The 22,942-nt window shown below is 49.1% G+C and carries 17 protein-coding genes; 9 read left to right on the forward strand and 8 right to left on the reverse strand.

The annotated features are described in order from the left end of the window. Window positions 1-167: 167 nt before the first annotated feature. A complete protein-coding gene (locus G499_RS0117435; RefSeq protein ID WP_027000998.1) occupies window positions 168-881 on the reverse strand; it encodes an ABC transporter ATP-binding protein in 714 nt (237 codons plus the stop codon). 24 nt (window positions 882-905) lie between these two features. Continuing rightward, the gene (locus tag G499_RS0117440) at window positions 906-3,935 is read right to left on the reverse strand and encodes a tetratricopeptide repeat protein (RefSeq protein ID WP_027000999.1); all 3,030 of its coding nucleotides are present in this window, start codon (window positions 3,933-3,935) and stop codon (window positions 906-908) included. A gap of 302 nt (window positions 3,936-4,237) precedes the next feature. Between G499_RS0117440 and aroQ the strand changes: the two genes are divergently transcribed. The 3 genes from aroQ to G499_RS0117455 are packed head-to-tail and all read left to right on the forward strand — an operon-like array spanning window position 4,238 to window position 6,371. After that, a complete protein-coding gene (aroQ, locus tag G499_RS20615) occupies window positions 4,238-4,681 on the forward strand; it encodes a type II 3-dehydroquinate dehydratase (protein WP_035727980.1) in 444 nt (147 codons plus the stop codon). Window positions 4,682-4,717: 36 nt separating this feature from the next. Further along, the gene (locus G499_RS0117450) at window positions 4,718-5,785 is read left to right on the forward strand and encodes a ferredoxin--NADP reductase (RefSeq protein ID WP_027001000.1); all 1,068 of its coding nucleotides are present in this window, start codon (window positions 4,718-4,720) and stop codon (window positions 5,783-5,785) included. A gap of 7 nt (window positions 5,786-5,792) precedes the next feature. After that, a complete protein-coding gene (locus G499_RS0117455; protein WP_027001001.1) occupies window positions 5,793-6,371 on the forward strand; it encodes a ribonuclease HII in 579 nt (192 codons plus the stop codon). A gap of 67 nt (window positions 6,372-6,438) precedes the next feature. On the opposite strand, the gene G499_RS0117460 is transcribed toward G499_RS0117455, so the two are convergent. Beyond that, window positions 6,439-8,826: a ribonucleoside-diphosphate reductase subunit alpha gene (locus G499_RS0117460; RefSeq protein WP_027001002.1), complete on the reverse strand. Its 2,388-nt coding sequence runs from the start codon at window positions 8,824-8,826 to the stop codon at window positions 6,439-6,441. 380 nt (window positions 8,827-9,206) lie between these two features. On the opposite strand from G499_RS0117460, the gene G499_RS0117465 reads away from it, so the two are divergent. Beyond that, the gene (locus G499_RS0117465; RefSeq protein WP_027001003.1) at window positions 9,207-10,007 is read left to right on the forward strand and encodes a helical backbone metal receptor; all 801 of its coding nucleotides are present in this window, start codon (window positions 9,207-9,209) and stop codon (window positions 10,005-10,007) included. Window positions 10,008-10,071: 64 nt separating this feature from the next. Here the strand turns inward: G499_RS0117465 and G499_RS0117470 are convergent, their stop codons facing one another. From G499_RS0117470 to aroC, 3 genes are all read right to left on the reverse strand, one after another. Next, a complete protein-coding gene (locus G499_RS0117470) occupies window positions 10,072-11,730 on the reverse strand; it encodes an ion transporter (RefSeq protein ID WP_027001004.1) in 1,659 nt (552 codons plus the stop codon). Window positions 11,731-11,878: 148 nt separating this feature from the next. Beyond that, on the reverse strand, window positions 11,879-13,009 hold the full coding sequence (locus G499_RS0117475) for an AAA family ATPase (RefSeq protein ID WP_027001005.1): 1,131 nt from the start codon (window positions 13,007-13,009) through the stop codon (window positions 11,879-11,881). 115 nt (window positions 13,010-13,124) lie between these two features. Further along, the gene (aroC, locus tag G499_RS0117480) at window positions 13,125-14,219 is read right to left on the reverse strand and encodes a chorismate synthase (RefSeq protein ID WP_027001006.1); all 1,095 of its coding nucleotides are present in this window, start codon (window positions 14,217-14,219) and stop codon (window positions 13,125-13,127) included. A gap of 275 nt (window positions 14,220-14,494) precedes the next feature. Here aroC and G499_RS20620 point away from each other — a divergent pair, with 275 nt between their 5' ends. Both G499_RS20620 and G499_RS0117490 read left to right on the forward strand, forming a co-directional pair. Further along, on the forward strand, window positions 14,495-15,025 hold the full coding sequence (locus G499_RS20620; RefSeq protein ID WP_051296369.1) for a TRAP transporter small permease subunit: 531 nt from the start codon (window positions 14,495-14,497) through the stop codon (window positions 15,023-15,025). Between the two features lie 11 nt (window positions 15,026-15,036). Beyond that, entirely contained in the window at window positions 15,037-16,350 is a 1,314-nt protein-coding gene (locus G499_RS0117490; protein ID WP_027001007.1) for a TRAP transporter large permease, read from the forward strand. 25 nt (window positions 16,351-16,375) lie between these two features. On the opposite strand, the gene G499_RS0117495 is transcribed toward G499_RS0117490, so the two are convergent. Next, window positions 16,376-17,077 carry a carotenoid biosynthesis protein gene (locus G499_RS0117495; protein ID WP_051296370.1) on the reverse strand — a complete coding sequence of 234 codons (702 nt, stop codon included), beginning with the start codon at window positions 17,075-17,077 and terminating at the stop codon, window positions 16,376-16,378. 4 nt (window positions 17,078-17,081) lie between these two features. Continuing rightward, on the reverse strand, window positions 17,082-17,498 hold the full coding sequence (locus G499_RS0117500) for a Fur family transcriptional regulator (protein WP_027001009.1): 417 nt from the start codon (window positions 17,496-17,498) through the stop codon (window positions 17,082-17,084). 213 nt (window positions 17,499-17,711) lie between these two features. Between G499_RS0117500 and G499_RS0117510 the strand changes: the two genes are divergently transcribed. The 3 genes from G499_RS0117510 to G499_RS0117520 all read left to right on the forward strand — a co-directional run bounded on the left by G499_RS0117510 (window position 17,712) and on the right by G499_RS0117520 (window position 22,898). Then, entirely contained in the window at window positions 17,712-19,067 is a 1,356-nt protein-coding gene (locus tag G499_RS0117510) for a tetratricopeptide repeat protein (RefSeq protein WP_027001010.1), read from the forward strand. 182 nt (window positions 19,068-19,249) lie between these two features. Beyond that, window positions 19,250-21,484 carry a peptidase domain-containing ABC transporter gene (locus G499_RS0117515; protein ID WP_027001011.1) on the forward strand — a complete coding sequence of 745 codons (2,235 nt, stop codon included), beginning with the start codon at window positions 19,250-19,252 and terminating at the stop codon, window positions 21,482-21,484. A gap of 22 nt (window positions 21,485-21,506) precedes the next feature. After that, window positions 21,507-22,898 carry an HlyD family secretion protein gene (locus G499_RS0117520; RefSeq protein WP_027001012.1) on the forward strand — a complete coding sequence of 464 codons (1,392 nt, stop codon included), beginning with the start codon at window positions 21,507-21,509 and terminating at the stop codon, window positions 22,896-22,898. Window positions 22,899-22,942 lie beyond the last annotated feature (44 nt).

Consider the following 22,942-nt stretch of genomic DNA (forward strand, 5'->3'; position numbering starts at 1 on the left):
CAGATAAGTTTGTCGAAAGGTAATGATTGATAGCTACTTATCAAAATTAACGCCATACTCAATCAGCGATATCACATTAAAATAAACCAAGGATAAATTTTTGAAGACTAAGCACTTATCCTTGTGTTTATTTGAGAATCAGTTTGTTTTTTGCAAGCGAATGCTAGCTAGGTATTGAGTGCGGGTTTGGTAATATCCACATTGGCCTCATCACTTTCTATCAGGCCGTCGCGCAGTCGGATGATGCGGTGCGCATAGCGGGCGATGTCTTCTTCGTGGGTAACCATCACAATGGTATTGCCTTGTTGGTGGAGCTTGTCGAAGATGTCCATAATCTCATAGGAGGTTTTGGTATCGAGGTTGCCCGTAGGTTCGTCGGCCAGAATAATACTGGGACGGTTGACTAGAGCGCGGGCAATGGCTACACGTTGGCGCTGGCCACCTGAGAGCTCATTAGGTTTGTGTTTGGCGCGGTCTTCGAGCCCTACGCTGGCCAAGGCCTTGAGGGCGATATTGGTGCGCTCTTTTTGGCCATAGCCTGCATATACTAGCGGCAGGGCTACATTTTCGAGCGAGGTGCTGCGGGGCAAGAGGTTAAAAGTTTGGAAAACAAACCCGATTTCTTTGTTCCGAATCAGCGCCAGTTGGTTTTCGCTCATTCGGCTTACATCTTGGTTGTTGAGCATATATGTGCCCGAAGTAGGCGTATCCAAGCAGCCGATGATATTCATCAGGGTAGACTTACCCGAACCCGAAGGCCCCATAAAAGCCACGTATTCGCCATAGCGGATTTGGATAGAAACAGACTTGAGTGCCTGTACTTTTTCCTTGCCCATTACATAGGTTTTAGCAATGGACTGTGTTTCAATAACATAAGACATAGTGCTACTTTCAGGGTGTATAGTTTAATTAAATTGTTGGAAGTGTGTGGCCAAGGTATCGTTAGCGTGTTTGCGCTCTTGGTACTTCTGTTCAAATATACGAAAGTCTGCTTCATTGGCCAATCTTTTGACTTCGGCCAGGGCTTTGTCTCCAAATTCTATCAGGTTCATTTCCAAACACAGCAGGGCGTAGGTTTTTTGGAGTTCGACAGCATCTTCTTGTAGCTGTACGGCATAGACGACGGCCATATAGGCGTTTTCTACATTTTTCTTTTGGTATTGGTAATAGTGTACGGCGGCCAACACTACATCTTCGTCATAGGGGTTGGCTTCCAATGCTCTGACGAAGTGGCTTTCGGCTTCAGGGTTTTTGCCGGGACTTTGGCCTGTCAGCGCTTGCGCGAGGTAGTAGTCGCGTAGTCGTGCATCACGCCCTGTGAGGGGGAGTTTTTTGGCATTATCAGCCAGCGCGTCATAACGCTTGGTGGCTAGGAGTAAGTCCAGAAAACAGCGATTCAAGGCCGAGATACCATCTTTGTTCTTGGGTGGTGTCGCTACCATTTCCCGGTACCAGCGCATACCAGCCTGATACTCTTGATAGTGTAGGTAGGCACGGAGGAGTTGTGCGCCGATGGCTGCTTTGTAGTCAAGGCTATTGGCTTGTTTGTAGAGTTGTTGTAGGACTAGGGTATCGGCGGGGGCAGTGCGGTATCGGGCAAAGGCCAGCCGTTCTACATCGTTGCGTAGGGTATTGAAATTGGCATTGGCCCAGACCCTCAGCATTAACGTTGCTTCTTCGCGTATTTCGGGGGCTTTGTTTTTGGCCAGCTCTTGCCATTGTTCGAGCGCTGCTTCGGCTTCTCCGGCTTCGCTCAGCGCGATGGCATAGAGGCGCTTGGCCGAGGCATCGCCAAGGGTGAGCGCACGCGAGAAGTACTCGGCGGCTAAGTCATAACGCTCTTGTTCGAGCAGCCAAATCCCCAACAAACGATTGTGGTAGGGGTTATTGCCCAGATTAGGCATTGCTCCGAGTGTTCGTAGGGCTTCGGTAGTATTGCCTTGATAGTAGCGCTGTAAGACATTCAAGAGCCTGAAGTCATCGGCGTAGTTGAGATTGACTTCTGTACTGCTCAATTCACGCAGTATGCGGCGGAAGCTTGTATCAACAGGCGCACGCAATTGGGACAAACCAAAGTTATAGAGGTAGCCCATGGCGGAGTTGGGCAGGGGCTTATCAGTAGGAATCTGAACCAAGGGGCGGCGCAATGTTTGCCCTTTACGAGCAGCTTGAGCCAATAGGTTGCTTTGCCCTACCAGGTCGCGTGTGCTGACCAAGGCCGACAGTGAGTCGAGTGCTGTGGCCTGCCAAGGGGCACGGTCGTTGAGGCTGAGCATATTGCCACGAATCAGCTCCGCATCCCCTCCGGCGGCTAGGGCTTTATCCCAATAGCTGCGGGCAGCCTCAAAGTCGTTCTGTGCGGCCTTGATATAGCCCATATTGGTGAGCAACATTGGGTGTGTGGGGAATTTCTGTAGCCCTTGTTCCAACGCTCGCGCCGCCTCTGAGAGGTTGCCCATAACATACAGCGCATCTGCCAAAAGCAAATAACTCTGTGGGGAAGCTTGGAAATAGCCTATTTCGCTCAATATCTCTGCGGTATGATTCATTTCTTGGGCTTGCCAAGCCATTCCGGCGCGTGTGTATAGGGGATAGTGCCCGATAGGATAGAAAGACACGGCTCGGTTGAAAAATTCCTTGGCTAGGCGTTCTTCGCCCTGAAATTGGTACAGGCTCGCGATGCCGGCATGGTAGCTGCTCTGTGTACGGTAGTAACTGCGGTAGAAGTTGTTCATAAAAAATACACAAATCACCACGATACTGATGATGCGCGACATCCGGTATGAGAACACATCTCCTTGGTATATGATGGGTTGTATGGGCTCTCCCTCTTGTAGGGTTGGGCCAAAATTGACGATGACATAGAAAAAGAACATCGTGCCGGTAGCCAGTTGGCTGTACATCGTAAACTCTCGGCTGACACGCAGCATCCCCTCGTCGGCTATTGCCCCAAAATAGGCCAGAGTAGCCACGGCAATCACCCCCCAAGCCAAGTACATCTGCCCACCGCCCTCACGAAGTGCGGGCGAAGACTGGGGGCGCTGCTGGCTGCGTGCCCAAAAACTCCAAATGCCGATAAGGCTTGACAGGCCAAACATCCAAACCACATCCAGAAATGATAAATCGATTTTTATCAAGCCGATATTTCTGAAATGAATCAAAAACACATTGCTGAGGTAGAGCAAACTAATGATGATGACTGGTATCAGGTGGTTTTTGGCTTTGCGTCTCGTAACCAAATACACCAAGAACGAGAGCACTTCGTGTCCTACATAAAACACAAAGGCCATACTTAGGCCAAAAGGAATCAACCAGCCGTGTTGGATGGGCACGAGCAAGGGCTGCGCCAAGGGACTGCTGCGGTGTATCCACGCTGCCAAGACACCCAATATCAGGCAAAACAACAACCAGCGCGCCCAAATCGGGAGGTGGCGGTCATAGGCATAAAAGTAAAAACTCAAGGGCAATAGCGCGACCAAAAAGACAATCAAGACCCCGTTTTCGTAGGGCATTGCTTCTGTGTAATTTAATTTAGAAAAGGCCAAAGCCGCTACCAACACCGTTACGGTTCCCCCATACCACCACAAGGACTGCCGGGTGGCTACTGCCAATAGCCACAGCATCGCCAGCCAAACCACTGCTCCATAAAGGTATAAAATACCCACAGGTAGCTCCCAAGGCATAGGTACATACCGCTGCCTCAACAGAAGATAACTTGTAGAGACTTCGATGTTGAAAATCCCCCGAGTGAAACTGTCCATCAACAGCTCACCCGCGCTGGTAGTAGTAAACACTTCGTATGGCAAAGCCGCATCATATCCGCCCTGATAGTAATATAAATAAGTACCCAAGCCCAATAAAAGCAAGCTAAGCCAAACCAAAGAACTGATTTTTTGCCAAAGTGGCCATTGTTTCCATTGCGCAAGTGTTTGCATAGAAGAGTCGAATAAAGGTTTTGGAGAATGAGTAGGTAGGCGCTTCCGTGTTTTGGTGGCATACCTGCCCAATAACGCTACAAAAATAGCTTATCTTATCCATCAGTCACCCATAGGGGTGATTTTGTGAGGCAAATTTGCCAACATCTCCCAAAGTTACTCAAACGGCTCACTTTATTGGCTCACAAACCAAATTCCTTGACAAAACAACTAGCTTACACCGTAGTAGGATACATACAAGGGTAGCTTTTTGAGTGATTAATGCCTAATTTTGACACGCTAATGTTTAATGTAGCTTCACTATGGCAGCAAGATACCTAATACTCAACGGACCCAATCTCAACTTGTTGGGCAAGCGCGAACCGGAAATCTACGGCTCACAGTCATTTGAGGAGTATTTCAGTAGCCTTCAAGAGGCTTTTGCAGACGTGGAGCTGCACTATTTTCAGTCGAACCACGAGGGCGCGCTCATCGACAAAATCCACGAGGTAGGCTTTAGCTTCCAAGGGGTGGTCATCAATGCTGGTGCATATACCCATACGTCTATTGCCTTGGCCGATGCGCTGGCTGCTGTGCCGATGCCTGCTGTAGAAGTACATATCTCCAATATCCACGCCCGCGAGGCATTTCGCCGGCATAGTTATATAGCCCCTCAGTGTATCGGGATGATTACCGGTCTGGGCTTGCAAGGCTATCAGCTGGCGCTATCGTTTTTGGTACAATACCAACAAAGCCAATCTGCTTGATGTTTTAGCAACAACAAGTCATTTTCCCAAAAAACTATGCAAACACTCCAACTACGTATACACGACGTAATTCGTGAAACACACGACTCGGTCGTCGTACTTTTTGACAAACCCGAAGGCCTGAACTATGAGCCGGGGCAATTTCTTACGCCTATTCTCCACATCGATGGGCGCGAAGAGCGCCGCTCGTATTCGCTGTGTACCTCACCTACCGTAGATGCTCAATGGGGCATTGGGGTCAAGAGAGTAGCCGGCGGATTGGTGTCTAACTACATCTGTGACCACTGGCAAGCTGGGCAAGAGGTGCAGGTGTTGGCACCTTTGGGGCGCTTTACGCTTCCTGCGCCTGCCGGAATGCTTACCCGTCGCCACTTGGTGCTTTTGGCCGCTGGCAGCGGTATCACACCGCTGATGAGTATGCTCAAGACGGTTCTCAGTCAAGAGCCTAATGCCCGTATTAGCCTGTTATATGCCAATACCAATGCCGAATCAGTAATGTTTTTGGATACCCTTAAGGCTTGGCAGGAGCGCTACGGTGAGCGTCTACACATCACACATGCCCTTTCGACTCCTAGCGCCGCGCTAGGCGGGATTGGCCGCCTCTCGGCAGATAATTTTGGGGACTGGCTGCGCGAACTCCCTCCCCCAAATCCACAAACACTTTATTTCTTGTGTGGCCCTAATGAGCTTATGCAGCTACAAGTCCAAGTATTGCGCAGCCTCCGTATCCCCGAAGCCAATATCTACCAAGAAAGCTTTACCCCATCGACCAAAGAGACGGCTGATAAAGCTCCAACTCCCACTCCGGCAACAAACAGCGTGGCCGGTGGTGCTCCTATCGTAACCATACGCTATGCAGGGGCAGAGTACCAGTTTGAGGTACGTCCAGACCAGACTATCTTGGAGGCTGCCCAAAGTCGCGATATCGATTTGCCCTATTCTTGCCAAAGCGGTATGTGTACGGCCTGCTTGGGGCGTTGTGTGCAAGGAAAGGTCAGCCTCGACGAAGAGGATTCGCTCACTCCGGGAGAGCTGAACGCTGGCTATGTGTTGACTTGTGTGGGTCGTCCTGAGTCGGACGATGTCATCATCGAAATTGACTAAACACCCCATGCTCCACTCTTCTTTTAGCCAAGATTTGTACGAAGCCGGGGTAGACGAAGCCGGTCGTGGCGCAGCAGTAGGGCCGGTGGTTGCGGCGGCGGTTGTCTTGCCCAAAGGCTTTGAGAGCGCGCTTTTGCGTGATTCTAAAAAACTTACAGAAAAACAACGCCTCACCCTCAGAGAAGAGATTGAAAGAGAGGCCTTGGCTTGGGCTATCGGCGAAGCTTCGCATCAAGAGATTGACCAATACAACATCTTACAGGCCACCTTTTTGGCGATGCACCGCGCCATTGCACAGCTTGCCCCTGTGCCTGAGTTGTTGTTAATAGACGGTAACCGCTTCAAGCCCTATCCCTTTGTGGCCCATCAGTGTGTCATAGGAGGTGATGATTTGTATTATGCCATCGCCGCAGCCTCTATCTTGGCCAAAACGCACCGCGATGCTCTGCTCAAAGAGCTTGATGCCCAGTACCCACAGTATGGGTGGGCTGCCAACAAAGGATACCTGACAAAAGCACACCGAGAGGCCATCGCCCATTATGGGGCTTGCCCAGTACATCGGCAGAGCTTTAAACTACTAGCCTGATATAAACCAATCGCCCACATATTTGGATACAATATGTGGGCGAATATTTTGGTACGAAAACCTCGGCTTAGGCACTGCAGGCCTCACAATCGGGGTCATCGAGCGAGCAAGCCGGTCCGTTGGGGTCTTCGCTGGCGGCTAGGGTGGCCTGCATAGCGGCTACAGTACGGGGTTGCTCTTGGGTCAGCTTCGACTTGTCAAGGGTAAACTTGATGGCATCGGCGGCGGCCTGTGTGCGGAGGTAATAAGTGCCGGTTTTGAGGCCAAGCTTCCAGGCATAGAAGTGCATGGACGAGAGCTTGGCAAAGGTCGGCTCCTGCATGTGGATATTAAGGCTCTGGCTTTGGCAGATAAAGGCACCACGGTCAGCCGCCATTTCGAGGATACTTTTTTGCTTCACCTCCCAGACGGTTTTGTAGAGGTCTTTGAGGTTTTGTGGAATTTCGGCGATGTTTTGGATAGAACCGTCGGCAGCCACAATCTTATTTTTCAGCTCCTCATTCCAAATACCCAGCTCTACCAAGTCGTGCAGAAGGTGTTTGTTGACGACGACAAACTCGCCCGAAAGCACGCGGCGCAGATACATATTGGAGGTAAATGGCTCGAAACATTCGTTATTGCCCAAAATCTGAGAGGTAGAGGCAGTAGGCATAGGCGCTAGCAACAGTGAGTTGTAGATGCCATGTTGCATAATCTCTTGGCGGAGGGCTTCCCAATCCCAGCGTCCGGAGTTAGGCTGTACGCCCCACATATCGAATTGGAAGATGCCCTTGGAGATGGGAGAGCCGGGGAAGGTCTCGTAAGGGCCGTTTTTCTTGGCCAACTCCAAAGAGGCTGTAAGGGCGGCATAGTAGATGGTCTCGAAAATGTCTTTGTTCAGTCCACGTGCTTCTTCAGACTCAAAGGGCATCCGTAGCATGGCAAAAGCATCGGCCAGGCCTTGTACTCCGATACCGATGGGGCGGTGGCGGCGGTTGGAGCGCTCTGTTTCGGGTACGGGGTAGTAGTTGATGTCGATGATGCGGTTGAGGTTGCGCGTAACAACCTTAGTAACCTCAAAGAGCTGCTTGTGGTCAAACTTGCCATCGACCACAAATTTGGGCAGCGACAGCGAGGCAAGGTTACAAACGGCAATCTCGTCTTTGTCGGTATATTCGATAATCTCGCAGCACAAGTTTGACGACTTGATAGTCCCTAAATTTTGCTGGTTTGACTTACCGTTGGCGTGGTCCTTATACAACATATAAGGCGTACCGGTTTCGATTTGTGATTCTACAATCTTAAACCAAAGCTCTTGTGCTTTGACTACTTTGCGTGGGCGGCCTTCGCGCTCATATTTTTCGTAGAGGGCTTCAAACTCCTCGCCGAAGGTTTCGTGTAGCCCGGGGGCTTCGTGTGGGCAGAATAGCGACCAAGTATCGTCGGCCTCAACACGCTTCATAAACAAGTCAGGAATCCACATAGCATAGAACAAGTCGCGGGCACGCATTTCTTCTTTGCCGTGGTTTTTCTTCAAATCCAAGAACTCAAACACGTCGGCGTGCCAAGGCTCTAGGTATACCGCAAAAGCCCCTTTGCGCTTGCCCCCGCCTTGGTCTACGTAGCGGGCGGTGTCATTGAAGACACGCAGCATCGGGATAATGCCGTTGGAATAGCCATTGGTACCTTTGATATAAGTACCGGTAGCGCGGATGTTGTGGATGGCTAGGCCGATACCTCCGGCAGATTGTGAGATTTTGGCGCAGTCTTTCAGGGTATCATAAATGCCCTCTATGCTGTCGTCTTTCATCGTTAGCAAGAAACAAGACGAGAGCTGTGGCTTGGGGGTGCCGGCGTTGAAAAGCGTCGGTGTGGCGTGGATGAACCACTTTTCGGACATGAGGTTGTAGGTCTCGATGGCCGCCTCGATGTCTTCGCCGTGGATGCCCACTGCTACACGCATCAACATATGCTGGGGGCGCTCGGTTACTTTACCATCTGTTTTGAGGAGGTACGAACGCTCCAAGGTTTTGAAGCCAAAGTAGTCGTAGTTGTAGTCGCGGTCGTAGATGATGGCCGAGTTGAGGCGGGCAGCGTGTTTTTTGACAATGCGGTAGGTCTCCTCCGAAATCAGCCCGGCGGCTTCTCCGGTACGAGGGTCTATGTAGCTGTAGAGTTTCTCAATGGTTTTGGAGAATGACTTGAGGGTAGTTTTGTGTAGGTTCGAGATGGCTATGCGGGCGGCGAGCTTGGCATAGTCGGGGTGCTTGGTGGCCATGGTGGCGCAAATCTCGGCAGCGAGGTTGTCGAGGTCTATGGTCGTTACGCCATCATACAGGCCTTGGATGACTTTCATGGCTACTTCTACTGGCGACACATAGTTGCGGTCTAGGCTATACGAGAGCTTTTCAATACGGGCAGTGATTTTGTCGAACTTCACCGGCTCTCGTCGTCCGTCTCTTTTGATTACTTCCATGGGCGAAACAGGGGGCTAACAAGATGAACAAAAAGGTATAACAGGGTTTTTCTTTAAAGACTTAACAAATATAACACCGAAACATGAGGCTTGGTTTCGGCCAAAAGACGTATATTGAATACTGTCAATTGTTTGATTTTCAAATACTTAGGTATTAAAGTTTTGCTTAAACGTCTATTTTCAAACAACTGAAAATCAAGTGTCTATCCTCAGACCTTTCAAGCAATGCTCCAAGGGCAAAATATTTTTGCCACCGAGGCGTTGTGGCTATTTTTGGGAGATGGTAGGGGGCACAAAAGCCAAAGCATTGTAGCTTTGCGTATCGATGTAGCACTTGCTTCAAGCTTTATGTGTTCAATTTTATTTATCAAATTGATTGTATGCCTACCGTACAAGACCAAATGGGGAGAGAGGTGCAAGTACCAGAAGCTCCTCAACGCATCATTTCCTTAGTTCCCTCACAAACAGAGCTGCTCTTTGAGTTGGGCTTAGCACATCGGGTGGTTGGGATTACCAAATTCTGTATCCATCCGAAAGAGGCCTGCAAAAATACGACAAAAATAGGGGGAACCAAAAACTTCCGCTTCGAACACATTGCCGCTCTTCAGCCCGACCTCATCATTGGCAACAAAGAAGAAAACTATCGTGAAGGCATCGAGCAGTTGGCCACACAATACCCTGTGTGGATGAGCGACATCTATACCCTTGCTGATTCCTTGGAGATGATGCAAACCATCGGCCAACTGACTCAGACCGAGGCCGCCGCTCAGGCCTTGGTACAAGAAATCAGCCTAGGCTTTAGGGGTTTGGCCTCCGCCTCTGTGTCTGCTAAGCCTCTCCGTGTGTTGTATTTGATTTGGCGAAAGCCTTGGATGGCTGCCGGATGCGATACCTTTATCCACCAAATGTTGGAGGCTTGTGGCTGGCAGAACGCGCTTACTGACCCAAAAAGCCGCTATCCGGAGCTGAGCGATGCCGACCTAAAGCAGCTGAGTCCGCAGGTAGTGCTGCTCTCGTCGGAGCCATACCCTTTTGCCGAAAAGCATTTGGCCGACCTACAAGCGCTCTTGCCAGAGGCTAAATTATTGCTTGTAGATGGAGAACTGTTTTCATGGTATGGCAGTAGGCTGCGCCACGCCCCAGCTTATTTTAGCACATTACAGACTACACTGGGCTACTAGGGCGTGTATTGAAATTTGTTTGATGCTCAGCAGACATATTTCTCCAACTAGCTTCTATTGGAGATTACTTCTGGCCATTCCGTGGTTTGCGTCTGTTGTTGGGTTTTCGGGTAGTTTTTGGAGCTGGCGGCTCAGGAGGTTTTTGCTCATAAGTTTTCCAATATGCTCTCAACGCCTCACTGGCCTCACGGATATAACGCAGGTAGGAGTATTGTTCTAGGGTTTTGACATTGACCAAGAGCTTGGTTACGAGTAAATTTTGGGAGCGCAACCACACAGCCAGCGGGCGTGGATCATCGAAGCAAGGCTCTATGGCGAAGGGCTGCTCTCCTAGCTCAGTACTATAATCGATGATGACCACGCGGCTGATACCTTGGGCGATATAGTGTCGGATATCTTTCTTGAAAGCAAACAAGGCTCTGGTTTTGATAGGCAGCTTTCGATACTCCTTAGAGCTGGGCCTTAGGCCGGGGGGCGGCTCCACAAGGTAGTCTGTATCCCAAAAATCCATATCCAGATTTGCGGCAAGGGCGTGTTTCTGAAACCGTTCGTTAGACAACAGCGGTTTTTGGAGTAAGGCTGCCGTACAATAAGCAAAATACCCAATGCCGACCTGCGACTCGCTGCGTGGGCAGACCACAAGGCTCTTGAAGCCGGGAGTTTCTTGGGGCATATGTACGCCGTAGGGCGTGAGGCGGCCATAGCCAAAGAACTCTAACAGGTTGGTATCGTTGTACTTTTCGTCTTCGGCAGATTGTACTGAACGTACCCGGAAGCCATCTTGTAGGGCTACGATTTTGTAGAGTTGGTTTTCGTAGATATTCAGCGCATTTTGGACAGTCATCACGGTACGGGGGCGCTCATATACAGGTATTTCGAGTACTTCGTTGTATTTTGGCCTAAAAGCTTCTTTGAGTCTCGAATAGCTGGAGGTGAGCTGCTCTTCTTCTACGGCTTCAATAAAGCCAGAGGCAATGATGGCCGTAGGGATGACCAAAACAGCAATATTGAGCAAACCAATCAACATAGCTACCCCGCGCCCGGTGGGTGTGATGGGGCTCATATCATTTTCCTGATACCCGGCAGGGTCGCCTACGAAGAAGGAGAAAGTCCAGGTCAGCGTCGAATAAATGTCCTTAAAAGGGGTTTTCTGTTCTAGTTTGGCGAGTTTTTTAGGGTCTCCTAGCTCGAAGTTATGCTCAGCTTCATATAACACCACTGACAAAAAGACTGCCGAAATCAGCACTAAGATGGCCGAGCGGAGCAGCTCCTGTCTTTTGCGCAAAATGGCCTTGAGCACCAGCTCTACGGAGTGGTCGTGACGGAAGGCCTTGAACATCCGCAAGAGGCGGAAGGTGAGGAAATAGTCGTGATGATTGCCCAAAAGCGCAAATACCAGCGCAGGTACTACAGCCAGCGCATCGATAAAAAGGTAGAATAGAATCAAAAATCTGTCCCAGCGTGTGGGGTGTTGCCCGAAAATTTCTTTGAGTGTCCACAGTCTCAGGATAAGCTCTATCAAAAATATGATTGTTACGAAACTCTCCAATACTTCGAGGCTGAAATTGAAGCGGGCATCAATATGAGGGAAGGTTTCTAAAATAACAGCCACTGTACTGACCAAGATGAGGACATAAAAAGTCCGCTCGATTTGCCGCAATAGCGGGTCTTCAATCGGGTTAAGGTCAAATAGTTCGACTAGTTTTTTGCGGAAAGTTTCCAAGGGAGTCGCGTATTTTTGTTTCAGAAGAGTAATCAATAGGTGTTAAGTATTCTGAACCAAGCTTACCAACCTGCCAGATGTATGGGGCAGGTGTAAGGGTTGTTTGAAGTGCTTTATGCCCTCAAAAATAAGCCCAAATTGCTTGGGATTATATCGCTCCTGAGAGCAAAACTTTGCTCAACTCTGGGTCGGTGGCAATATTCTGGACGGCACTGTTGTTGGAGTTGACCAAATCACGGACAGCGAGGAAGCGCATATCATTGGGCAAGAAGCTCATTTTCAAGTATTTTTTGAGGTTTTCTAGGGCTGTGGTGGCGATTTTCTTTTGCTCATTGAGTAAGAGATGGTTTACCAGTCGCGTTGTGATGGTAGAGAGAATATCGACCCGTTGGGTGTCTTGATTCGTCAGGGTTTGGAGGTGTTCCAGTACTTCTTTATCAAAATTTTTGCTGTAGAGGATTTGCTCTGGGGAGAGGAGCTGGTTGAGCTGATTATTGACAAAGGCCAAGAAGGCCGTTACGGTGGCGCTATCTAGGCAGGCATCGGCCAACATTTTGACCAAACTGATTTGCTTGGCCAAGTCGGAGATGGGCTGGATGTGTTCACAAAACTGTACCAAGGTGCGGGGAGTGGTGCGTTCTCCGCTGACAATCTCGGGGTAGGTCAGGACAAAGTTGATACCGCGGGCATCTACCTCGTTTTTTTCGGCCCACAGCGCCCATTGCTTTACATCAAACTTGAGGGTGATGTGCATCATTCGGGTAACAAAGGCAAAATCCATCGGCGTAACCGAGTAATCGCCCCCGTCGGGGTTGGCTGTCAAGACGATATGCCATTGCGGTGGCATTTTCCAGCTGGCCAGTTCATAGTTTTGGAGGAGCTGCATAATGCCCCTCAGGATGCGGTCATCAGCGCGGTTGACATCATCGATGAGTAAAATTCCCGGGCCATTTTCTGTTGGCACCCATTCGGGAGGGACAAAGGCAGTAACCTCAGTGTTGTGTACTTCTTTGATTTTGGGCATACCGATTAGGTCTCCCATTTCCTCAAACTGCGCAGGGGCGATATAACGAAAAGCATAGCCATTTTGCTTGGCATAGTGTTCTACAATTTGTGTTTTGCCGATGCCGTGAGTTCCCCAGATACAGAGCGGGGTCTTGAGGCGGCCTGTGGCCTCGGCCTTGGTGTTTACGTTGAGGGTATGGGCTAAAAACTGGATGACTTCCTCAGCATTGCAAGGTGTGCCATATTGTATGTAGTTGTGGGTGTGTTGGCTCATAAGTTATGTCAATGTTTGACAGTAGGTATCAGAAAGTGATTCTGTTTACAAGTTTGAGAAATGTGTGTGTGTGGAAAATCCTTGCACATCAAGCAAACCAAGCCGGGTGAGGTCCTTAGTGTTGATTCGCCTTGGTATAGCTTTTGGCTTGGTGTATAAGGTAGAGGTCAGCCAATACTAGGGCGGCCATAGCCTCTACAATAGGGACAGCACGTGGGACTACGCAGGGGTCGTGTCGGCCTTTACCCGATACGACTACAGGCTGCCCTTGGTGGTCGATGCTTTCTTGGTCTTGCATCAGGGTTGCGACGGGTTTGAAAGCCACCCGAAAGTAGATATCTTCTCCGTTGCTGATTCCTCCCTGTATTCCCCCCGAGTGATTAGTACGGGTACGTATGCGTCCGGTTTCATCTTGATAGAAAGTATCGTTGTGTGCTGAGCCTAGCATCGCCACCCCTTCAAAGCCTGAGCCATACTCAAATCCTTTGGCGGCGTTGATACTCAACATTGCGCCGCCCAACAAGGCGTGTAGCTTGGCAAATACTGGCTCTCCCCAACCTACGGGTACCCCTTGGATAAGTGCGCTGACAACCCCGCCGATGGTGTCTCCTGCCTTACGGACTTCGCGTATGCGTGCAATCATCGCCTCGGCAGTGGCTGGGTCGGGGCAGCGGATATCGTTTGTTTCGGTTTGGTTGAGGTCTAGGGTGTTGTAGGGTTGTTCGAGCTTGATGTCGCCTACTTGTGAGACATAGGCCTGTATTCGAATGCCTAAGGGCTGTAACAGCATTTTGGCCACAGCTCCGGCGGCTACCCGGGCTAGGGTTTCGCGTGCTGAGCTTCGCCCTCCCCCGCGATAGTCGCGCAGGCCATATTTGACTTGGTAGGTATAGTCGGCGTGTGAGGGGCGGTATTGTTGGGCTATGTGGCTATAATCCTTGCTTTTGGCATCTTCATTCCACACACTGAGGGTAATGGGCATACCTGTGGTGAGGCCTTCAAAAACACCAGACAGTACCTGCACACGGTCAGCCTCTTTGCGCTGGGTAACGATGGCCGACTGGCCGGGGCGGCGGCGGTCTAGTTCTGCCTGAACGGCCTCTAGGTCGAAGGGTATGCCCGCAGGGCAGCCATCTATCACTACTCCTACAGCAGTACCGTGCGACTCGCCAAAAGTAGTTATCTTGAATAAATGTCCGAAAGTGTTCATACGTATGTTTTTAGCACCATAAGGCGACTTATGCGCCTAAGCAATCGTCTATTGATAGGACTTTTTGCAAGGTAATGATTTTGGGGCGGGTTTGAAAATTTAGATTTTATGAGTCTGGAATTTGCACTGCTGGGCAAACAAACTGTATTTTTACCAAATGTATACCAAGACGCACTTGGTTTGAGGGCTCACCCGATGTGATATTCTTGATGCTCAAGGATTTTCAGTACATAATATTTCCCAATCTTGATTGGGTTTACCAAAATACCTCTCCTATGCAGTGGTTTAGCCGGAAGATTCACCAACTCAACGAGGCCGTAGGCCGTATTACGGCTTGGCTTACCAGCGCCTTGGTGCTCTTGGTGAGCTTTGATGTGGTACAGCGTTATTTTTTCAAAACCACCTCTGTCGCTTTTTTAGACTTGGAGTGGCACTTATTTGCGATGATATTCTTGTTGGGCGCGGGCTATTCTCTGTGTCACGACCAACACGTGCGGGTAGATGTGTTTTATACCCGTATGTCAGAACGGCAACAAGCATGGGTAGACTTGTTGGGCACCTTGTTTTTTTTGCTGCCTTTTTGTGTGGTAATGATTTATGCCTCTTTCAAGTATGCATTCGTTTCGTGGAGCTACAACGAAGGCTCTGCTGACCCTGGGGGGCTGCCGGCGCGTTATGTCATCAAGGCGATGATAAGCATCGGCTTCAGCCTGTTATTCTTGCAGGGTTTGGCTATGGCCATAGACGCAGTGGCTAAGATTCGTAAGCCCAAATCGCCAACAGATACGCCTTCTACCCACCCTTAACACCAAATTTTATGGACGCACTGCCCTTGCTATTTTTCTTATTGGCTTTGATTTGTCTGCTTGTTGGCTATCCTGTAGCGTTTACGCTTGGGGGGCTATCAGTAGTGGTTGGCTTGTGGTTGTTTGACCTCGACTTTTTTTATCTCTTAGCGCTACGCACCTATGGCATCATGAACAACTACGTGCTGATTGCCGTGCCATTGTTTGTGTATATGGGGATGATGTTGGAGCGTTCGGGTATTGCTGAGCGCCTGCTCGAAACGATGGCCTTGCTTTTTGGTCGTATTCCGGGTGGGTTGGCCATTTCGGTAGTCGTCGTAGGAACCTTGCTGGCGGCCTCTACGGGGGTGGTTGGGGCTACTGTAGTTACGATGGGGCTGATTAGCCTGCCGACGATGCTCAAACGGGGCTACGGCATTCCCCTTGCCGCAGGGACCATTGCCGCCTCGGGTACACTGGGGCAGATTATCCCCCCGAGTGTGGTCTTGGTGCTTTTGGGTAGTGTGATGGGCGTATCAGTAGGGCAGTTGTTTACGGCAGCCTTTATTCCCGGCTTTAGTTTGGTAGGGTTATACCTGCTTTACATTGTGGGGTATGCTGTAGTATATCCTGCGCGAGTACCGCCTATTCCGGCAGCAGAGCTAGCAGCTTTTCGCTCGGGCAACTTTTGGAGGCAGGTATTGATGGCTTTTTTGCTGCCTATGTCCTTGATTGTGGCGGTATTGGGCTCTATCTTTTTTGGCATTGCCTCACCTACTGAGGCTGCCGCTGTGGGAGCTATTGGGGCTAGCCTGCTGACCTTGCTCCAAGGGCGGCTCAACTTGAGTACCCTCCAGCAGGTAATGCGCAGCACCACCCACATTACGGTGATGGTATTCTTGGTCTTGGTAGGAGCTACGGCCTTCTCATTGGTTTTTAGAGCCTTGAAAGGCGACGACTACCTCATAGAGTTGATTCAGGCGGCCAATCTCAGTCCCTATGCTTTTTTGGCCTTGGTGATGGTGGTGATGTTTGTCGCCGGGTTTTTCATTGATTTTATCGAGATTATCTTCATCATCGTGCCCGTGGTTATTCCTAGTTTCAAGGCTATGGGCATTGATTTGGTATGGGTAGGGGTATTGATGGCGATGAATTTGCAAACCTCCTTCTTGACACCGCCCTTTGGCTTTTCGTTGTTTTATCTCAAAGGAATTGCGCCCCCACAGGTGCGTACTGCCGATATTTATCGTGGGATAATCCCCTTTGTGATTATACAGGGCATCTTATTGGTAGCCATTATTTGCTACCCTGAGTTGGTTACTTGGTTGCCAAAGCAGCTCAAATAATTCCCCTCTAGTAAGTGGGAGAAGCCTATGCCCCGCCCAGCCAATACAAAAGATTGAGCGCGGCAAAAAACATTCCTTGCAACAAAAACAACCATAAGGCCAAGGGATTGTAACCCTGCTCTTGTGGACGAACGACACGCAACCCAAAAAATACGGCTAAGATAATCACTGACACGCAATACCAGCCTACAAAATTCTGTGAGGGAATGTGGCCATCAGCCCAATACCAGAAATCTTGTCGTATGGCCACAGGCTCTATCAAAATATCTAGGGCGACCATCAGGGCGGCGGCAACCAAGGCCTTGAGCCACCAAAAGCCTTCCCACAACAAGCTGATAATAGTGCCGGCAGCATAGCTAAGCATAAACCAATTGACCCCTATCATCAGTGGGACTTCCCAGAGCTTGGGGCCAAGCGCTGCGCCATACCAGTAAGTGCCGAAAATAGCTTGAGTATGAACACCGGCTACCTCTGCCAAAAAGCCTACAATAGCCGAAAAGCCTACAAAAAACCAAAACGCAGGGTTGTGGTGTGGGTGTAGCCAAATCAAAAAGCCGGCGCTGGCCAAAAGATTGAAGGGAACTAAGAGCTGGAAAAGCGGCCTTGATACCGGATGATACAAGCCCAAAACCCCGGCAATGTGCATAGCAACCAACAAGGGCACAAGGTACTGCTGCTGCCCTAAAGCAGGGTTTTTGGGAGAAAACAAAGCAATGAGGCGTGTCATAACATTATCGACAATTCGGGCACTGCCCTTGGATAAGCAAATTGGTTTCGTGGACTTGGTAGCCTTGAGGCAACTTCAACGCAGGAATCTGTACGTTCTCCAAACAAGTAGTGTTGCCACAGGCCTCACACTTAAAGTGTACGTGTTCGTGGTTGTGAGAGGCTTCATTACAAGTATGTGCGCATAGCGCATACTTGAGGGTACTGCTATCGTCGAGCACTTTGTGGATAACCCCTTTTTCTAAAAATGTTTTCAGGGTTCGGTATACCGTAACCCTATCATATTCTTTGCCGACGGCCTGCTCTATGTCGGCATTGGAGAGCGCAAAGGGGCTACCCAAGAAAGCCTTGAGCGTATCCGCACGACAACTGGTATGCCTCAGGTCATATTGTTTGAGCAAATGTTTGATTTGTACTGCCATAAGAAGAGTTTCTGTTGGAGAATAGTGAGCGATATTACGAGATTTTTTTGATGGAAGCAATCAGACCGCCAATAAGTTCATTTTTGTAACTAAACAAGCCAAGGCTTTTTATCGTTCGGGTGATTATCAGTTGTTTTTGGCAGCCAATTTTTGTAACTTCAAAAAATGAAGTACTAGGCTTGCCATTTTTTTGAGACACAAACACCCACATCTATGGACAATACCGCCAAGATAGAAGCTTATCTCAACAAATTGCTCAGCTTCCAGCTGAAGGAGCAGGCTTTGAGTGAGGCCGAGCTGCGCGAAATAGCCCTTAGCTCTGGTATTAGCGAGCACGAATATACCCAAATACAAGCAACTGCTGATGCTTGTATTACGCGGGGGCGAGCTTTTATGAAACACAACAACTGGCAGGATGCCATCCCGGAGTTTGAGCAAGCGGCTACGTTACGCCCTTTTCAAGCCTCACTCTATGTGGCGCTCGCCAATGCATATCAGCTCAAGTTTGTACATACCCGCAACCGACAAGCCCAAAACACAGCCCTCGAACACGCCAACCGCGCCCTACAAATCCAACCAGACAATCACGAAGCCATCCGCATTATCAGCGAAATCCGTAGCGGAGAGCAGGTAGCAATGTCGGGTAGCACCGCTCAAAATACAAAAATGGTGGCCAGTGTGATAATCATTGTGGCTATGCTCATCATCGGGGCCGTATCAGGCCTTATTTTTTGGGCTGCTTCAAACAACCCGGATGCATCAAGCTACCCCACTGATGACAATCCAGCCATCGTTGAGATTGCCAAAAGCGAAGACGAAGTGTTTGCCACTCCTATGGTTGCCCTAGAGCTTGTGAAGAATAATTGGAGCGAAAAATTTGATTTACAAGTACATAGCTCTGATTTTAGCCCCTATGACAACGCTTATAGCTATACTCTCTTGGCCAACCTAGAGCCCAAGGGCATAGAGGTAAGCCGTCTCTCCATAAAATATGACTTACTGGACAACAACGGCAATACTGTCCAGTCTGAAGTCAAAGAAATTGTTGGGAATTACAAACGAATGACCTATCGTAGTGGTGACCTAATCCCCATCTACATCCTAAAACACGTCAGCAATGTGCCTAAGAAAGACCAGCCCAAAATTACCACCATTAAGGTAGAGCTGTACAATATTATGGCCGAAGAAGCGCCCCAAAATTATGAAACCTCTGAGACAGTAACGTTAGAATGGCTCAGTGGGATAAAACCGGCCAATTTTGACCTAGCCGTGCGCGCACGCCACAGTGAGTTTACACATTATGCGCACGATAGCTACCATACCGCCGAAATGGAGTTTGAAAACACCGGCAACCGCAGCATCAAAGCCCTGCGCGGAGAAGTTATTTGGCTAGACCAACAACAAAACATCATTGGCCAACACGGGTTCTATATCCAAACCGCTACGGATACCCCACCCCTCAAACGTGGGCAAACACGTATCACAAATCACACTTGGGGGCTAAAAGACAAAATAAAAGACCCCCGCCAACTGAGCAGCTTTCGAGTACGTATCGTTTCGATAGAATGATTCTTTGGCTGATGGAGAGGAGCAAGACCTCGAAATACTTTTTGAAGCGCTCAAAACACCAGTTAGTGGCGCTTATCTTGTGCTTGTAAGCTCATTTGCAAAAACTTGAGCTGCGAGAACATTTACACTCTCTTTTTTGTTATCTTTGCTGAATAAAAAAATAGTAATACTATCGCACCCCTATGGATACCGCCCAAATCGATCGCATTGTCGTCAAGTTGGCAGAGCTGGTAAAGCAAAACTTCAATTACTTTGATTTTCGAGAGCATTACGAAGAAAACATCACATACGCCCCTCAAGAGCTAGGCAAATATATCGACCATATGGTCGAGCGTGGGATGCATATCAACCTCAGCGTGCTGCGCCACCATATCAGCCGAGAGTACTTCAACACTTTTATACAAGACTCACACTTCCCTATTTTGGTATTCCACCGATGCCCACAAAGCCAAAAAGTAGAGCCGGTGGTGATTTTTAATGATTACAATAAGAAAATTTATTGTTACAATTTTGAATCAGACCAAGAATTGGGTGAGGCCGAAATACGTCGGATTTTACCCAATCTGGTAGTCCACGAAAACGCCGCCGATGTGCGTAAAAACGGGAAGATAATTTTTCTGACAGTGTTCCCGCTCAAATATAATGTAAGCGACTACTACAGCGCCCACGACAACACCGAAGAACTGACTCCGCTGGTACGTCTCTTACGCCTGTTGCGTGGCGAAAGCAAGGATATTGGTTATATCTATGTTTATGCCTTCCTGATAGGGATTGTGAACCTATCGCTCCCCTTGGGCATACAAGCCACCATAGGGATGATTTCGGGGGGCATGATTTTCAGCAGCGTGGTCGTATTGATTGCCTTGGTCATCATTGGTACACTCATCAGCGGAGGGCTTCAGATTATGCAGCTGGCTCTGGTAGAGGTACTCCAACAACGAGTATTTGCCAAAGGCTCCTATGAGATTGCTTTTCGCCTGCCGCGTATCAAAACTGAGGCGCTTTTCAAATATTATCCGCCGGAGTTGGTCAACCGTTACTTTGATGTTGTCAATCTACAAAAGAGCTTGCCCAAACTACTCATTGACATCACAGGGGCGGCACTACAAATATTTTTCGGCCTGTTACTCTTATCCCTTTACCACCCGCTATTTTTGGCTTTTGCTTTTACGGTAGTTTTGATATTGGTACTCATCTTTTACGTAACAAGCCCCAAAGGCTTGGAGACGAAAATCATCGAGTCTAAGTATAAATACAAAATCGCACATTGGCTCGAAGAAGTCGCTCGGACAGTCGATGCCTTCAAAATGGCCGGTAGCACCAATCTGCCTATCGAAAAAAGCGACGAGCTAATCAATGGTTATCTCTACTACCGCAAGACTTATTTCCGGGTTATTATCTCGCAAATGTCTTATATGGTCGTGTTTAAGACCGCCATCACAGGTGCCGTACTCGTTTTGGGTTCTATCTTAGTGGTAGACCGCCAAATCAGCCTTGGGCAATTTGTAGCCTCTGAAATCATTATCGTATTGGTCATCTCAGCAGTAGAGAAGCTAGTCGGCAGTATTGATACGGTATATGAGACCCTGACATCGGTCGATAAAATTGCCCATATCACCGATTTGCCCCTAGAGAAAAAACAAGGCGTACACGCATCGCTCCGCAAATACCCTCAAGGCGTACACCTAGCCACCCAAAACCTGAGCTACAAATACCCTGAGAACAACGAATATACCATCAAAGACATTACGATGGAGGTAATGCCCGGAGAAAGTATTTGCTTTGCCGGCTCGAATGACTCGGGCAAACATACCCTCGTAAAAGTATTGGTAGGAGGGCTCTCGGGCTATGATGGGGTGATTACCTACAATCATATGTCAATGCGTAATATCAACAGCTATACCTTGCGCGACAATGTCAGCCAACATATCTTACACGACGAGATTTTCTATGGCACTATTCTGGAAAACATTACAATGGGGCGCTCGCAAGTAACCTATCAAGATGTACTCTGGGCCATCGAAAATGTAGGGCTGAGCCACTATGTCAACAGCCTCAAAGACGGACTTTATACCGTTATCGGCGCATCGGGCAAGCGGGTGTCGGGCAGCCTCACAGCTAAGATTCTCTTGGCAAGAGCGATAGCCTCAAAGCCTAAGCTGCTGATAGTCAATGATTTTTCGGAGCATATCAGCCGCAAAGACAAGCTTAAAATCTTGTTTTTCTTGATGGATAAGCTCAATCCTTGGACGCTGATTATCATCAGCCTCGAAGACGACCCCACGCTGCTCAGCGCCTGCGACCGCGTATTTGTGCTCAACCAAGGCCAAATCGTGATGCGTGGAGACTATGAGTCGCTCTCCAAAGACCCCGAATTTTACAAACACATCTCTCGCCCTCAGCAAGAAGAAGTCTAACAATATTTAGAAACGAAAAGCTATGTTACGCATTTCAAAAGATGAAATAGAACGAGAGGAGGTACAGCGTATCGAAAACAGTGTCTACTCGCTTCGTACGCTGTATAATCCCAAAACCGCCCGCCGCCTGACTTACTGGCTATCCGGGCTTTTTGGCCTGATGTTCTTGGCCTTGTTCTTACCTTGGCAACAAAACGTCGTCGCGGTAGGTGAAGTAACAGCATTGAACCCCCAAGACCGCCCCCAAGACGTACAGACCGCCATCGCCGGGCGTATCCGAGAGTGGCGGGTGATGGAAGGGCAGTTTGTCAAAAAAGGAGATACCATCATTGTACTGGATGAAATCAAGGCCGATTACTTTGACCCTGAGCTGCTTGTCCGCTTGCAAGAGCAAGTAGATGCCAAAGAAGATGGAATTACGGCCACACGTCAAAAAATAATGGCACTGAACAATCAAATTGCCGCCCTAAATCAAGGCCTACAACTTAGCCTTGAAAAGGCGCGTAACAAATACAAACAGGCTCGCTTTAAGGTCATCAGTGATAGTACTGACCTTGGTGCAGAGCGCATCAACTACCAAATCGCACAAGTGCAGTTTGCCCGCTTTGACACCCTCTATGCGCAAGGGGTGGTTTCGCGTACGGCCTGGGAACAGCGGCAGCTCAAGCTACAAGAAACCAATGCCAAGGTAATCGCTGTAGAAAATAAGCTACTTACAAGCCGCAACGAGCTCATCAATGCGGCCATTGAGCTCAACTCATTGGAGGCTGAGTATCGGGATAAAATCTCCAAAGCCGAGTCTGATCGCAGCTCTGCTATCGGCTATTTGGCCGATGCGCAAGGCGAGCTATCCAAGCTACGAAATTATTATGCCAATATGGTGATACGCAATGACCAGTATTACCTTATCGCCCCTCAAGCCGGTTATGTTGTCAAGGCGCTTAAATCTGGTATTGGCGAAGCCGTCAAAGAAAATGATGCCATCATTACCATTATGCCAGCACAGCCCAATGTGGCTGTACAGGTCTATGCCCGTGCGATGGATGTACCCCTTTTGGCTGTAGGCCGCCACGTCAGGCTGGAGTTTGATGGTTGGCCTGCGCTGCAGTTCTCTGGGTGGCCAGGGCTATCAGTAGGTACCTTTGGCGGACGTATTGCTGTGATTGACTATGTAGACAGCAAGGAGGGAATGTATCGGTTATTGGTCATACCAGACCCTGACGATGACCCTTGGCCGGAGCAAATCCGTGTCGGCTCCGGAGTATACAGCTGGGTGATGCTCAAGGATGTGCCCGTTTGGTATGAAATCTGGCGACAACTCAACGGCTTCCCACCTGACCTCTACGAAGAAGACGATGACAAGGATGGGCCTAAGGCCAAAAGCGCCAACAAAATCAAACTGAAAGTAAAATAAACCACTGTTGATATTTGGCACAACACAAGCCGCTTATCGCCCAC

The sequence above is a fragment of the Eisenibacter elegans DSM 3317 genome (genome assembly GCF_000430505.1).
In the GTDB taxonomy this organism is placed as follows: domain Bacteria; phylum Bacteroidota; class Bacteroidia; order Cytophagales; family Microscillaceae; genus Eisenibacter; species Eisenibacter elegans.